Origin of the sequence: Cytophaga sp. FL35 (genome assembly GCF_014349235.1) — a bacterium.
Classification (GTDB): Bacteria; Bacteroidota; Bacteroidia; order Flavobacteriales; family Flavobacteriaceae; genus Euzebyella.
Window position 1 is genome coordinate 19,830 of sequence record NZ_JACSOH010000014.1, and the last position, 14,090, is coordinate 33,919.

At 38.7% G+C, this 14,090-nt stretch carries 14 protein-coding genes; all 14 read right to left on the reverse strand.

The features are described from left to right. Positions 1–3 precede the first annotated feature (3 nt). Positions 4–885, reverse strand: coding sequence for a cupin-like domain-containing protein (locus BIZ36_RS12355; protein WP_187458222.1), 882 nt, complete (start codon positions 883–885; stop codon positions 4–6). Further along, positions 882–2,432 carry a phytoene desaturase family protein gene (locus BIZ36_RS12360; RefSeq protein WP_187458223.1) on the reverse strand — a complete coding sequence of 517 codons (1,551 nt, stop codon included), beginning with the start codon at positions 2,430–2,432 and terminating at the stop codon, positions 882–884. The genes BIZ36_RS12355 and BIZ36_RS12360 overlap by 4 nt, the downstream gene beginning before the upstream one ends. Further along, the gene (locus tag BIZ36_RS12365; RefSeq protein ID WP_187458224.1) at positions 2,429–6,106 is read right to left on the reverse strand and encodes an MMPL family transporter; all 3,678 of its coding nucleotides are present in this window, start codon (positions 6,104–6,106) and stop codon (positions 2,429–2,431) included. Before BIZ36_RS12365 ends, BIZ36_RS12360 begins: the two co-directional genes overlap by 4 nt. Next, positions 6,099–7,298: a DUF2062 domain-containing protein gene (locus BIZ36_RS12370; RefSeq protein ID WP_353616839.1), complete on the reverse strand. Its 1,200-nt coding sequence runs from the start codon at positions 7,296–7,298 to the stop codon at positions 6,099–6,101. Before BIZ36_RS12370 ends, BIZ36_RS12365 begins: the two co-directional genes overlap by 8 nt. Positions 7,299–7,445: 147 nt before the next feature. After that, positions 7,446–7,940 carry a hypothetical protein gene (locus BIZ36_RS12375; protein WP_187458225.1) on the reverse strand — a complete coding sequence of 165 codons (495 nt, stop codon included), beginning with the start codon at positions 7,938–7,940 and terminating at the stop codon, positions 7,446–7,448. 4 nt (positions 7,941–7,944) lie between these two features. Beyond that, positions 7,945–8,310, reverse strand: a complete 366-nt coding sequence (locus BIZ36_RS12380) for an ApeI family dehydratase (protein WP_187458226.1) — start codon at positions 8,308–8,310, stop codon at positions 7,945–7,947. 3 nt (positions 8,311–8,313) lie between these two features. Beyond that, entirely contained in the window at positions 8,314–8,892 is a 579-nt protein-coding gene (locus BIZ36_RS12385; protein ID WP_187458227.1) for a porin family protein, read from the reverse strand. Next, entirely contained in the window at positions 8,892–9,500 is a 609-nt protein-coding gene (lolB2, locus tag BIZ36_RS12390) for a flexirubin biosynthesis protein LolB2 (protein ID WP_187458228.1), read from the reverse strand. The genes BIZ36_RS12385 and lolB2 overlap by 1 nt, the downstream gene beginning before the upstream one ends. Further along, positions 9,481–10,038, reverse strand: a complete 558-nt coding sequence (lolA2, locus tag BIZ36_RS12395; RefSeq protein ID WP_187458229.1) for a flexirubin biosynthesis/transport protein LolA2 — start codon at positions 10,036–10,038, stop codon at positions 9,481–9,483. The genes lolB2 and lolA2 overlap by 20 nt, the downstream gene beginning before the upstream one ends. A gap of 79 nt (positions 10,039–10,117) precedes the next feature. Next, entirely contained in the window at positions 10,118–10,912 is a 795-nt protein-coding gene (locus tag BIZ36_RS12400; RefSeq protein WP_187458230.1) for a polysaccharide deacetylase family protein, read from the reverse strand. Next, positions 10,906–11,979 (reverse strand): beta-ketoacyl synthase N-terminal-like domain-containing protein, encoded by a 1,074-nt coding sequence (locus tag BIZ36_RS12405; RefSeq protein WP_187458231.1) that lies wholly within the window; start codon positions 11,977–11,979, stop codon positions 10,906–10,908. The genes BIZ36_RS12400 and BIZ36_RS12405 overlap by 7 nt, the downstream gene beginning before the upstream one ends. Beyond that, a complete protein-coding gene (locus tag BIZ36_RS12410; RefSeq protein ID WP_187458232.1) occupies positions 11,976–13,175 on the reverse strand; it encodes a beta-ketoacyl-[acyl-carrier-protein] synthase family protein in 1,200 nt (399 codons plus the stop codon). The genes BIZ36_RS12405 and BIZ36_RS12410 overlap by 4 nt, the downstream gene beginning before the upstream one ends. A 34-nt stretch (positions 13,176–13,209) precedes the next feature. Further along, on the reverse strand, positions 13,210–13,467 hold the full coding sequence (locus BIZ36_RS12415) for a phosphopantetheine-binding protein (RefSeq protein WP_187458233.1): 258 nt from the start codon (positions 13,465–13,467) through the stop codon (positions 13,210–13,212). Continuing rightward, positions 13,460–14,083, reverse strand: a complete 624-nt coding sequence (locus BIZ36_RS12420; protein ID WP_187458234.1) for a 3-oxoacyl-ACP synthase — start codon at positions 14,081–14,083, stop codon at positions 13,460–13,462. Before BIZ36_RS12420 ends, BIZ36_RS12415 begins: the two co-directional genes overlap by 8 nt. Positions 14,084–14,090 lie beyond the last annotated feature (7 nt).

Below are 14,090 nucleotides of genomic sequence, written 5' to 3' on the forward strand. Positions count from 1 at the left end.
TTTTTAAATAAGGTTTTGGGCTTTCAAAGTTCGTTCTGTGCGTTTAATGGCCCATCGGTCTTTATAATCCAACCACTTTTGTCCTGCATATTTTCGCGTAATGTTATCAATGTGCCTCATGATCATTACATTATATAACATGTTTGCAAATCTAGATGGTTTTCTGGGTAAAGCCCTCAGGGTCATAGAAAATCCGCCGTTGAGGTACCTGATAGAGTGCCAATACCCACTTGGCATGTAGAGGGCATCTCCGTGTTTCATTTCTGCACGTATTCCTTCCGCATATTTGAGTGCAGGATATTTATCAAAATCAGGCTTGTCCATATCAATATCCTCTATATTATGAATGGAAAAAGGCACTTTATATAGGTATTGGGTTTGTTCTGGCGAAAAGAGGGTTACTTCTTTGTTTCCGTCAAAATGAAAGTGCATGGCATCTGGTAGATCAATGTCATAATGCATAAAAACTTTGGATTTTCCTCCACCGAAGAAGAGGGCCGGAAGTTTTTTAAAGAACTTGAGACCTAGGTCTGGATACTCAAAATCCTGCAAAAGTTCTGGCATCTCTTTTAGAATATTGTAGAAGAAAATTCTTAGGTCCGTTGGTTCCGTTTTAAGAAGTTCTACATAATCGTACAGCTTCATTTTTTTTACGGGTTCATAAACACTTTGCTTGTCTTTGGCAGGTTCATTATTGTATAAAGGAACAACCTGATCTCCCGCCTTTTCTTGAACATACGATAGTTTCCATTTTTCAAAAGCAGGCCAGTCTTTGGTCAAACCGGTGATTAACACGGGTTTTTGTGGTTTATAGTGGTGTTTGATAAAATCTTCTTTGGAAATATGCTCCACTGTGGTGACCGGACTTACCTTGAATGTATTCATTCTACGCTTATTTTAGTGTCTTTCTCAGAATTGCAATGCGTTATTTTATGGAGGAGATATTCACTGCCCAATATTTCTGAACAAGTAACCACACCGCTAATGGTTACCCCCAAAATACCGTGCATATTAAGGCTTTGTCCCGTTAAGAATAGGTTTTCAACCTTGGTTCGTGTAGATATAAAGGAACGTAACGGGTTTTCAACATCCTTAACGTATCCGTACATAGAGCCTCGATTGCAACCAATATAATCTCTGTAGGATAAAGGGCTAGAGGTGTATACGGATTGTATACATTCTCGAAGGTTGGGGAATTTTTTAGCGACCTGATCAATAAGGATTTCCGCCTTTTCGGCCTTGAATTCTTCATAGGTTTGTCCCCTATCATTCTTTGCTGTTACGGTGTTGAAAGTCTTGGCCCACGGCTCAACTTCATCAAACCTCATATAGGTAATGGCCGTGAGTTGGTCTGCCCATTCATCTTGATTTTTTCGGGTACCCATGGAAATCATATAAGTCTCAGGCCAACTTTTTTGAGAGTATTCAGCTCCTGTCCAAACCTTGTTAGGGTGTTTAAAATGGTAATAATTGTGGTTAATGTATCTGAAGGATTTTGGTTTTAGTACTATGTGTACGCTAAAGGCGGAAATAGTACTTTCCATATTCGCAACACGCCTATTGAACGGTTTTTTAAAGTTGTGTTCACCGGCAAGCTTTATGGTAGTTTTGGGTTCAATATTAGAGATGAATATATCACCTCTAATGATTTGCCCCTTGGCGGTACGGGCAGCGGTAATTTTACCATCTTGGCTATCAAAACCTATAACTTCTTGATGCTTAAAGGCCTCTCCTCCATACTCTTTCAGTTTTCTTATAAGTATTTTGGTTATCTGACTTCCGCCATCCGCACATCTATAAGCACTTTCTATAAATGAATTAACGGAAAGAGCATGTACGTAAAATGGCGTTTTTTCTGGGTCGCCTGCATAAAGCAGATTAGAACCGGCCAAAACTGCTTGAAGTTTCTCGTTTTTGGTTAGGGAATCGATAAATCCCTTCGCTGGAATTTTAAAAAGGTCGGAATCTTTATGATAGGGCTTGCCCAGTTCTAGCTTGTATAACGGGAACCGATTGCATATTTCCTGTAACTTTTCACAATATGTACGAATGGCTTCCTCTTCTTCTGGAAAGAGTTTTGTAAGTTTCTCTATAAAGTTTTCATAACCTTGGGCATGAGGATATTCTTGCTCGTCATTGTCAAACGTTACAATGTCAAAACCATCTATATCCAGTTTTTTAAGGTCAAGCCCCTCTAAAAGACCTAAGTAATCAAAATATCTGTATAGGTTTTGGCCCTCATCCAGGCCACCAATATAATGAACGCCCGTATCAAAAATAGTGCGTTCCCTTACAAAGGTTTGTAGATTACCCCCAAACTGATTGTTTTTCTCCAGAACGCAAACTGATTTGCCTTCACGAGCCAAGATATTGGCGGTAACCAAACCTCCCATACCGCTTCCAACAATGACTACATCGTAGAATTCCTTCACTGGATATCTTTTTTGAGCATTATAAAGGTATCATTTTGAAGTAAAACTTTGAAACCTAAGGGTACTTGGGGAGTTCTTTCTTCTGAAAATTGTACGATGGTCCCAATAGTAGAAAGTATTTCATTTGGAATATTGGACAGGGGAAAAAGTTCCTTTTCAATAATTAAAGTTGTCCCTCTGTTTTCGAAAGTTGATTCCAAATTGTCCTCCACAATTGTTTTACTGTACCGGTGTGTCAAATAATGATGGGCTAAAATAGACCTTTCATGTTCCTGCTCTATATATGCAAAAAATTTACGGTCAATGGAGTCCAATGAAAGCAATAGTGGAAGATGTATATTTCTTTCGGTGATGTACATTATCTGATCTTTCTCCGCCAGCTCGTGCATTAGTTGGTGATAGGCAGTTTGTCTTTTTTTTAAATCTTCCCTCACATATTTAAAGAGAGCATCACCTTTATATCTAAAGTTTTCCAAAATGGTCTTATGCCAGTAGACAGGTGATTCCAATTCCTTGCGCCAAGCCCTGAATTCACTTCTAAAATAGGCGCCAACCTGTTTTGCCCTTTGTGTATATGTTTCACCAAATCGTAAATCTTTAGGAGAAATTCTATCTAAGGATTTGGCTGTTATACTTCCGTCTCTAATAACGAAACTGCCTTTGGGCGAGACTTCGGATGCGCCATGAATCATTACGGGAACAATATCTAAATTCAGTTTTTCCGCTAAATAAAAAGCTCCTTTGTGAAATCTCCCAATTTTGTTGGAATTGGAACGAGATCCTTCTGGAAAGGCAATGATGCTGAATCCTTGCTTTAATTTTTCACTTAAATGGGCTTCACCACCTTCGATTCCCCCGGAAACAGGATATGCTCCTGAAAGTCTGGCGGCACTACCTATTATTTTAGAATTGTACACATGGTCCTTTACCAAATAAATGGTTTTTGGGTGTAACATTCCCATGACCAGGATATCAAGAAAACTACTGTGATTGGCTATCAATAAAGCCGGTTGGTCAAATTTTTTTCTTTCCAGATGAAGTAGCTTCTTTTTTACAAATGGATTGGTGTACAAAACCGATTTCATAAAACTGGAAGTTAGCCGGTGAAGTACCATATTTTTGTTCTTCGCCGCTTTGGGATTTAATTTTAAATAACCCCAAGAGTAAAGGCTTAGGAAGAAACCGCCCAAATCAAAATAGGCGAAGGACAATAGCGAATGGATGAGCACTCTTGGCTTAATAGGTCTTTTATTACGATTACCAATAAAAAGTTGAAACAATAAGGGTTGCACGATAAAAGCGGTAAATGCGGCACAAAAGATTCCAATAAGGGAAACCGAAGAAATGGTATAGAGAACCGGATGCTTGGCGAAAATTAGCACACCTACACCAGCTATTGTTGTAATTACGGATAGAATAATGGAAGTTTTATGGGTAGACAAGGCACGCTCTCCTGTCCTGTATTCCGTAAGTAGTCCGTTAGTAATGAAAATGCTATAATCCACACCCAAACCAAAAATGAAGCTGCAGATTATTATATTGAAAATATTGAATTCCAAGCCTAATAACCCCATAATTCCAACGGTAAGAAACCAAGTAAGAAATATGGGAATAGCAGTGATCAAGGTTAAAACCAAACGCCTATAGAAAAGAAATAAAATTACGATTACCGCAATAAGGGAATAGCTCAAAAGCTCGTTAAAATCGTCTTTAAGACTACCTAAAAATGACTCGTTTACTTGCTGCCTGTCTATAAGAAGGGTGTTCTCCATTTTGGAAAACTTTTGGCGGACCTCTGTTATATATTCCGCATTTATTTTTGCCAAAGAAGTGACCGTAGTTGTTTCCCCGTCCTTTACCAAATAATCTTCCACAGGAAATGCCCTTATGCTTTTTACGTCATCAATACTTAAATTGCCAAAATCTTTCTTTAAATAAGAATAGAATGGACCAAAGGTGGTTTCCTTGAAACCTAACCTGTTCCCGGTTTCTACTAGATTGTTATTTAGGTTTTTTATTTTTTCCGGTGACCAAAATTGCCGCCAAGCATTTGTTTTTTCATTTTGAATTTTATGCGATTTTACCAAAGAGCTTATCGAGCCAAAGTTGAGTACTTTGTTTTCAGCTTTTAATTCATCCAGCTGGTTATATATTTGGTCATTCTGTTCTAAAACTTTCTGAAAATTGTCTCCATAAGTAGCTAGGTAAATGGACTTTGAGCCCATGTCCGTCAATTTTTCCAATCGCTCACGTGCCTCAATAAGGGCCTCGGTCTCATAATTTAACTTCGCAATGTCCTTATTGAACCTAACCTTTTGATAGGTAAAAACACTTGCGACCGTAATTAATAACAGCATTATGATGGCCCATTTATTCCTATGTAGCGAATGTGCCGCCAATCTATCCAAAACAGTATTTTTGGATATAATCGTCTTTTGGGGTTTGTAGGCCAAGGGAATAAAAAGTAGCGCGAATACCGATGCGCCTAATACGCTAACTGCCGCAAATACACCTAAATCCTGCAAGGCCTGTGAACTTAAAAACAGTAGGCAGAGAAATGCGGATGCCGTTGTGAGACTGCTCATTAATACCGCTGGCGCTACCTCCTTATAAACTGAAGTAACCGTATTGCCTTCGCGCAAATGGGTGAGAATATGCAGTCCATAATCCAAGGTGACACCCAGAAGGACGGAACCTATACCTAATGAAATAGCGGAAATATCCTCTCGTACCAGAACGAGGATAGCAATGGCCAAAAGTCCACCAAAAAAGGCCGGTGCAAATAGAATAAAAGGTAAGGCCCACTTACGATAAAAGATAATTAGCAATAATATGAGCAAGGTCATAGCAATGCTTACCGTAAATTGAATGTCACGCTTTATCTGTTTTGCATTGCTTACGGCGCTTAGGGCGGCACCAAAGTATTCTATTTGAACTTTACTGGAATATTTGCTGTTCAGTTGTTCTTGAAGTTGGTAAAGAGCTTCAGCAAAAGGGGCGTTCTTATTGGTCTCATTGGAACCAAATGTTGGAGTGATAAAAAGTAGGATACTTTCCTCGTTCGCATCCAATAAAAAGCCGTTTTTCACTTTAAAACCTTCGCCAAAACCTAATTTTTGTAATTTTTTAAGCCCAATAAAAGATAGCCCTAAAGGATCCTTTACAATATTTTTTTTGGCAACGATACCAGCTGGTGAAATCAAGGTGCGGTAGTTGGCTTCCGTAATCTTTGCAATACTATCAGTCGCCAGTTTGGCCTCTATGGTTTGGTAATCTTCGGCATCCAGGAACAATGGAAGATTTTGGTAGACGAGGTCAAAAGTAGATTGGATGACATTGTTCTCTACCTTGCCCTGGATGTTTTTTACGAACTCGCCTTGGGAAGCATTTAAACTGTCTAAAAACTCACTTGCATAGGTAGTTAAGTCCTCCGTAGAGCCTTTTTTTCCTTTTCGGATGTTGACAATAATCTTATCCGTAAATGTGATGGATTTTAACAGCTTTTGAACTCGTTGAGTTTCCTCGTTTACAGGTATTAGGGCACTAATGTCATCATCAAATTGAATCTGTCTTATAATGGTTCCCAATACTACTAAAAGCAGAAAAAATCCGGTTAGCGCTATCCATTTTTTGGAGGCGATCCATTGATATGTCCTTAAGAAAATATCACCCATTTCCTAGGCTCATTTTTTTACGTTTGGCTATTTGATTGAGGCTAAAATAACCAATGAAACCGCCCAGAACGGAAACACCAACTGCTAAAATAAGGCTACCGATTATATACGCCTTCACACCCTTAAATGCCAATAAATTGTCTTTTAAATTCTCTAGGGATAAAAACTGTTCCTCGCCTAGAATCCATCCGCCTACTTGTAAACCTCCCAATAAAATAAAGGGTATAAAAGGGGGTAGACTTACATTGCTAAAAGCAAAGGCAATGGGTTTGTTAAGTTTGAACAAAAAGGCACCACCAAGTACCAATAGGGTGTGTAGGCCCCAAAACGGACTTAAGCCAACGAAAAGACCTAATGCTATGGAAAGGGCTTTCTTTTTTGGACTGTCCGTATGACCTAGGACATCTTCAAGTAAGAATCGCTTAAAGCCTTTTTTTTTAATTCTTCTAAAAAAGTCCCGAGGTTTTATATACACTAAGGCTATCATTACCAACACGGTGTTGAGCACGCTGATACGTGCAAAATCCGGTACTGTTCTAAAATGCGAGACACGTTCCTCTTCGTTATAGGAAATTTTTACCGGCAGATTTTTTACCTCCGTTCCGCTCCATGCGGCCCTTACGATTACCTCAATTTCAAATTCAAATTTAGGGGTGCGGAATGTGAGGTTTTTAAGGGTATGAAGGGGGTAAAGTCTAAAACCGCATTGGGTATCGGTTAGTTTAATACCTGTTTCAAACCAAAACCAAAAATTGGAAAATTTGTTGCCAAAACTACTTTTCCCTGGAACGTCATGCTGGTTCATGTTTCTAGAACCTATATAAAGCACATTTTTTGTTTCTTCCTCTTTTAGGGCATCTAGAAAAACAGGAATATCATCAGGATAATGCTGCCCGTCAGAATCTATTGTAATGGCAAAATCATATTCTCTGGCCACCGCTTCTGCAAAACCGACTTTTAAGGCGTTGCCCTTACCTTGGTTTTTGGATAGGTGTACTTGCGCTATCTGCTTAAAATCTTTAAGAATAGTTGAAGTGGTATCCGTAGCTCCATCATTGACCACAATGATATCCTTCGTGTACAAAAGAATTTCATTCAATACCCGTTTTAAGGTTCTGTCATTATTGTAGGTAGGTACAAGGACGCAACAATTAAGGAGCTCCATGTCTTTTTGAACAGTAGGGGTATTCACTGGCAAATTGGTCACATTTAGTTAACGGGGGTACATGAATAACTGCCATTCATAAGAATTAGTATCCTTTTTTAGAGGTTACATTCGTACGTTAAAGTAGTTGCGCCCCGTATGTTGGTTCCAATTCAAAGATAAGGATTAGGAAGTCTAAAACAATTGCTTTTCCTCTTCCGAGAAACTTTCAGATTTTTTAATATATCCCTTCACAAAGTTTTTGGCACCTTGGGATTTAAGTTCCTTATAATGTTCTAATATGTAGTCCTTGTCTTCCTCAACGTTTCTGTGATACCCTAGTATTTTAGGTAGATTTTCCTGAATACTCAATCTTAGGCAGCGTATTTCAACATTTTTTGAATCTGCTTCTATGGCATGTTCCAACAACTCTTTCCCATCTTTAAAGTAATCTTTTTTGGCCTTATATCCATCGGCATATCGTGCCATCATGGTAGTAACGGCTCCTTTGTAGGCTACTTTGGTAGGATCGTCATTTTTAGCCACTGAGGTTAAATCACTGTATAACTCCTTTAAGGCCTTTTCGCTCTGGGCTGCATCAATATAAGCTTCACGTATTTCTTCTATGGAGTTCGCGCTAAAAAAGGCGGTAAAGGAGAAAAGCGAGACAAACAGAAATTTTAGGCCCATGTTGTTACAGTGTTTTAAAAGTGGCGTTCAATTTTAGTGCCAGAGTGTCCTCAAAGGATACGGTGGTCTTAACCTTGTATTGATTTTCACTTTCTGTGATTTGTAATTGAAGCTGAATAACGTCATTTTTTTCAGGATTAATGATCGCCATGAACTTTACATTTGATGCTACCGATAAAAAAAGTTCTTTTTCGGTCTTTTTTTCGGTGAGTTCTTTGATCATTTGAATCATACAGACACCGGGCATAACCGGATTGCCTGGAAAATGACCTTCAAAAACCTCATGGTCTTTATTTAATTGTACCGATGCTTCCAGTTGATCCTGATCGGTTTTAAACTCTAGAATAGTATATAAGCCTTCAATTAACATGAATTACAATTTAAATTTATATGCGGCACCTACTTGGAATACACCGTTTAAATTACTGCCAGGTTCCTCGTAGAGATCATCACTTCCAAGAAAATCTACACTTATAGTGCCTTGTTTATATCTGGCCTCAAGGGCTAGGCCAAAAGGAAATTCATAACCTATGCCGCCCAGGACCGCAACATCTACTGGCGATATTTCTTCATCAATCGTAAAATTTGTAAAGTTGATAAAGTTATTTTTTAAGTTGATGTCCAAGCTCAAGCCTACTATAAAATGGAAACCATTGAAGGGGGTAACGTAAAACTTATTAGGGATTCCAATGGATAGATAATTAATGTTGACGTCTCCATAATCCATGGAATTGGATTCTCCCCCTTGGTTGGAATATAAAATTTCTGGTTGAAGAGTGTAATAATCCGTGATAGGTATTTTTAAAAATGCCCCAACATAAAGACCATTTTTAGGTTCCAATGCCGTTTTGCTAATGTTGGAACTGTTCAAGCCTAGCTTTATTCCAGGTCCCACTTGTGCGTACAGACATCCTGAAAACAATAAAAGAACAAGAAGTTTTAACTTTTGCATTATAGTGCTTTAAATGTTAACTGTAGTGGTAGATTGTTATGGATAATTTGAATGGATTTTGCGAAATCGCCCTCCACACTATTAAAAATGTGGGCTACTTTTTCCTTACCATTTTTAGTCCTGCTTATTCTCTTTAATTGGTTTTGTTGAAAGTAAAAATAATGTTTTTTGGATAGGAGCTGTGATTCAGAAAGAGTTTGCTGGCCTTTTTGGTAGTGCTGTGATACCTCCAATTTCTCGGTAACTAAGGCCGTCAGGTCTTGCTGTAGAATATTCAACAAAATTTTCCGGTCCATATCCTTAAGGATTTTGTGAATCGTGAACTCCTGATTTTTTATAGAAAAGTCGAAAATGGTATTTCCCATTTCCGTGGTAAAAACCATTCTATGGTTATTCTCACCAATCTTTTTGACAATGAATAAACCGCCAAAGGAATTTCCAAATGCATCTATGTTCGCCTTGTAAACATAATCTTTTGAAGTATCTGAAAAATAAGGGTTAATGATATTATGCGTAGAGGTAGTAACCTGTGTGAACTGTTGTTTTTTAGGGAAGGAAGCACAAGCGACGAAGAAGATAAATAGAATACTACTGGCTAAAATCCGCATCTGATAAGGGTTGATTGGTAGTTCTGTTAGAAAAAACAATTTGGGTGTAATCTCCAGAAGGCTCTATCATTTTTACTTCTACCACATCGCCTATCTTGCTAAACTTAATGTGGAAGGCATTAATGAATTCTGATAATTGGGGGTCTTTGGGTAGAAAGTGAACAAGCTGTTCATCACCGTCTTTAAAAAACTCCATATCAAATTCATTGGTATTGAACATATCACCTCTTATACTGCTGGCAATAAGGTTGTTGAGGCGTTCAAACAATTTGTTTCCGCCTACATCCAAATTTTTCTTGTTGCCATCATCATTAATATAAACGGTTTGGTCCTTAAAAATTATTGAATAAGTGTAGGGTTGGGTGTATTCCCATTTAACCTGGTCTGGTTCTTTAAATGTTAATTTTCCCTTGGATTCAATATCATTGGACAAAAAGTCTATATGCTTATACTGGGTAAAATCGCTTTTAATGGTCTGAGTGTTCCCTGCCAAGGATTTTACTTTATTCTTTAAATAGTTGGCCTCTGTCACGCTCATGGGGCTTTGGGCCATTCCGCAAAATGAAAAGCTAAGGCATAAATAGTAAAGGAAGCTTTTGATATTGTTTCGCGTATTTTTAGTCTTGAACATAGGCCTTGATTCCTAGCAATTGATCCACAGGAACAGATTGCAGATTTTTCTGCTGCAAAAATACCAATAACCGTTCCAAAACAGCTACTGATTTATCGCTTGTATCATGGAGTAAAATTACATCGCCCTTTTTTACTTTGGAAGTGATTCTTTTTAGGACCATATTTTCTGTACGCGGCGTAGTATCCAAAGAACGTACATTCCAGCCAATGGAGACAACTTTTAGTTTTTTTACCACTTTTTCTATGGATGGGTTGGTAACCCCAAATGCCGGTCTATACATATTCATTGTGAGACCGCTTATTTCTTTAATGGTATCCTTGGCTTTTTGCAGTTCTTGTTCTACTTCTGTTACCCCATAGAAACCAAAAGACCGGGAATGGCTATAGGTATGGTTGCCAACTGTATGGCCTTCCGCAATAATTCTTCTTACTATGTCTGGGTGTTTTTCAACCTTGTTGGCAATACAGAAAAAGGTAGCCTTGGCCTCATACTTTTTTAATAGGTCTAGCATTATTGGGGTGAAACTGGGCTCAGGGCCATCATCAAACGTAATGGATACCCAATTTTTATCCATGTTTTTATTAGAGGAGATAGAGGTAAGGTGAAAATTCCAACGCACAAAAAAGGAACCGCACAGGGTAATTAAAAACCAGGTTAAGACTACCAGTACATATATGAACCAAGGTATGTGGTAGAAATAATCATAAGCAATTAAGGCTGTTAGCACCAGGGCCGTAGTTGGATAAACTACCCTTCTTGTAAGCAGACCGCCTAACATTTCCTTAGTAAAAGTAGACTGTGGTTTTCTCCTCTATATTGGTTGTAGATTAAGATGGTTTTTGGGCTAGTGATTTCATGGTTATCCCTCAAAACAGCACTAGGTACTACACCTTCTTTTAGAATTTTGTTGGCTAACCAAAATCCAAAACCATTAGCGGTGTCATACTCCCCGCTTAAATGTTTGAAGTACGCTTTTGAGTGACTTACAAAAGTACCTTCATTCAGGGTTTGGTAGTACGTATCAAATTCTACATCGCCATTATTCCCCAATAATAGCAAATCTATTTCTTCCGGGTCTAAGATATTTTCATTTAGAAATTGAAGGATTTCATTTTCTACCTCTTCAATTTGTAGGGTGTTAAAGGTTTTTATACCCAATAATTCGGCATAACTTCCGGCTTTTTTCTTATTGGATAGCACAAAAAAATGGGCGCCTTCAGAAAAAATAGCCCCTTTAGTTTGACTTTTTAGTACATTGAAAGTTTCAGTTGGCTCTTTTTTAATATGTCCTATAAGGTGGTGTGTATTTACATGATGGTCTACCAATTCATCAACTGCACCCACGAGTATGGTCTGCGCTTCGTCTTCTTCTAATTGCAATTTGGCATCCAATAGCGAGGATTCCAATGAAATGGAGGAGTGTACGTAGGTAAAATTGTGTCCTTTGCAACCCATTCCCAAGGCAATTTGTCCTGCAACGGTATTATGTGATGATTGAATAAAACGGGTAGGAGTTAAAAACTGTTCATCGTTATCGATTATGTCCTTGACAAACTTTTCCGAGTCTCCAATACAACCCAGACCGGTACCTACAATAATCGCATCTACCTCCCTTTCTTCTAGGTCGGCTTCGGTGAGTGCGTTTTTTGCGCTTACCGTACTCATTTTAATGCCTTTTGCCATACGTCTGGCCGCCGCGGGAGGTATGTATTCCTTGTAATTGGGGTCAATTACACGAACCGTGGTGTCATTATACGTAATAATATCCTCTAAAAAAGAGGAACTGTCAAATGTTTTCTGCGCGGAAACGGAGCCTACACTTTGTATGTACACCGGTTTTTTCATGCCTCTTTAGAAAAAATTAGTGTGGAACAGTTGCCGCCAAAGCCAAAAGAATTGGAAAGTACCGTTTGTAACGGCTTTTCTTTTGTTTCGGTTATGGGCGTTAGGTCAAACTCCTTCATGGGGGTTTGAAAATTCAGGTTGGGGAAAATAAGGTTGTTTTGTAGTGCCAAAACCGAATATACAGCTTCAACGCCTCCTGCAGCTGCCAACGTATGTCCGGTAAATGACTTGGTTGAACTAAATTCTGGTACCCCATCCTTGAAAATACGCAATAAGGCCCTACCTTCGGAAAGGTCGTTATTGGGTGTCGCCGTTCCGTGGGCATTCAAATAATCAATAGATTCAGGTAAAAGTCCAGCCACTTTTAAGGCTTTTTGCATGGCTAAAACAGCGCCGTCGCCATTTTCGGAGGAAGCGGTTTGGTGGTAGGCATCATTGGCATTGCCATACCCTTTAACATAGCCCAAAACCTTTTTCTGTTTTTTTTGAACCATGGCATCCGACTCCAAAACCAAGTAAGCGGCAGCTTCACCCAAATTTAATCCCTTTCTATTATCATCAAAAGGTGTACTGTAGGTATCGGATAGAATCATCAACGTCTTAAAACCGTTGATAGTGAATTTTGAAAGGCTATCCGTTCCCCCAACAATAACACGGTCCAATTGTCCGGATTTTATCATTCTTGCGCCTAGCATAATAGCATTGGCGGCAGAAGAACAAGCCGTGCTAATGGTGGTAACAAAGCCTTTTTCAAGACCTAGATATTTTGCTATTTTATTGGTGGAGTCCCCGGCGTGCAGCCCAGTAATATGTTGTCTTATTCCAGGGTTTTTCTCGTAGTCATAGAAATACTGTTCAGATTTGTCCATACCGCCCACAGTGGTGCCGGAAATGAAACCTGTACTTACTTCGTTGATATCTGTGATTTCTGCACTTTCAAGGGCTTCTTTTGCTGCTATTGAACCAATAAGCACGGTACGTGACCATTGGTTGGCCTCAATTCCAAGCTTTTTTTCCAGAACAGGATTGGTATCTTCAATTTCCCCCACCATAATCTCATCCTCGTGGATGGTCTTAATTTGGGTGATTTTTGAGATGCCAATTTTATTAGAAGTAAGCGACCGCAGATTTTCCTGCACATTGTTGCCAATGGCGGAAATAATACCCATTCCGGTTATTGCTACCCCTCTACCCATTATTTTGTACGGAACTTTTTAGCCGTGAAAGTTTTTATCTGCTCCTGTTGGCTTCTATGTAAGCGGCCATGGTTTGAACCGATTCAAAAATTTTCCTTCCCTCCTTTGGGTCGGCCAATTTAATCCCGTAATCCTTATCCAACATTACGATCAATTCCAGGGCATCTATGGAATCTAGCCCCAAACCTTCGCCAAAGAGCAGGTCATTATCCTGAATTTCATCTACGGCAACGTCTTCAAGGTTTAATTGCTCTATGATTTTCTCCTTCAGCTCTTGTTTTAACTCACTCATTGGTAAAATATAATCTAGTTATTTCTTCTTTTGTATGATTGAGGTTTCCGTTAGCGGAAACCACATATAAAAACGCTTCGTAAGAGTCTTCATCTACATCTACCCATCCACATAAAACAGAATCAGCCTTTTTATTCTGTAAAAGACTATTGGTATATTCCCATAAATAGTCCGCATTAAATGCGTCAAAGATAAAAAAACTATTTTCAGAATACAGTTTATGCCTAATGCTAATTTCGCCCATACAAATGTTAGGCAAAGTGTAAACAAAAACGGCGGGACTGGGAAAATAATTGTCAGCGTCCTCAATGGATTTTTGATATTTTCTATCGGTATCTAAACTGGCGCTTTTGTTGGCTAGAACTATTGCCGTATTTTCTTGAAACAGATTGTTTTCCTTAAGGCTGTTGAGAAGTACATCGGCACAAAGAAACCCCAGTTTGCTAAGTCTGTCCATTTTAAAGAATTTGGAATAATCCGTTTTAAAATGTTGATAAGCGAGTTTCAAAAATTCATTAAGCGTAGAGGTGTCCTCGGAAAATAGGAGTTCCTCGTTTTTTAGGACGGTGTTATCCTTAATACGGCAATAGCCTTGTATGAAATTATTCTTGTTCAAGAAATGA

Excerpts from the sequence above, each read along its gene's own strand:
- BIZ36_RS12405 (WP_187458231.1), bottom strand. The coding sequence starts at position 11,979 with ATGAAAAAACCGGTGTACATACAAAGTGTAGGCTCCGTTTCCGCGCAG.
- BIZ36_RS12400 (WP_187458230.1), bottom strand. The coding sequence starts at position 10,912 with ATGTTAGGCGGTCTGCTTACAAGAAGGGTAGTTTATCCAACTACGGCC.
- BIZ36_RS12380 (WP_187458226.1), bottom strand. The coding sequence starts at position 8,310 with ATGTTAATTGAAGGCTTATATACTATTCTAGAGTTTAAAACCGATCAG.
- BIZ36_RS12355 (WP_187458222.1), bottom strand. The coding sequence starts at position 885 with ATGAATACATTCAAGGTAAGTCCGGTCACCACAGTGGAGCATATTTCC.
- BIZ36_RS12375 (WP_187458225.1), bottom strand. The coding sequence starts at position 7,940 with ATGGGCCTAAAATTTCTGTTTGTCTCGCTTTTCTCCTTTACCGCCTTT.
- BIZ36_RS12385 (WP_187458227.1), bottom strand. The coding sequence starts at position 8,892 with ATGCAAAAGTTAAAACTTCTTGTTCTTTTATTGTTTTCAGGATGTCTG.
- lolB2 (WP_187458228.1), bottom strand. The coding sequence starts at position 9,500 with ATGCGGATTTTAGCCAGTAGTATTCTATTTATCTTCTTCGTCGCTTGT.
- lolA2 (WP_187458229.1), bottom strand. The coding sequence starts at position 10,038 with ATGAGCGTGACAGAGGCCAACTATTTAAAGAATAAAGTAAAATCCTTG.
- BIZ36_RS12365 (WP_187458224.1), bottom strand. The coding sequence starts at position 6,106 with ATGGGTGATATTTTCTTAAGGACATATCAATGGATCGCCTCCAAAAAA.
- BIZ36_RS12410 (WP_187458232.1), bottom strand. The coding sequence starts at position 13,175 with ATGGGTAGAGGGGTAGCAATAACCGGAATGGGTATTATTTCCGCCATT.
- BIZ36_RS12415 (WP_187458233.1), bottom strand. The coding sequence starts at position 13,467 with ATGAGTGAGTTAAAACAAGAGCTGAAGGAGAAAATCATAGAGCAATTA.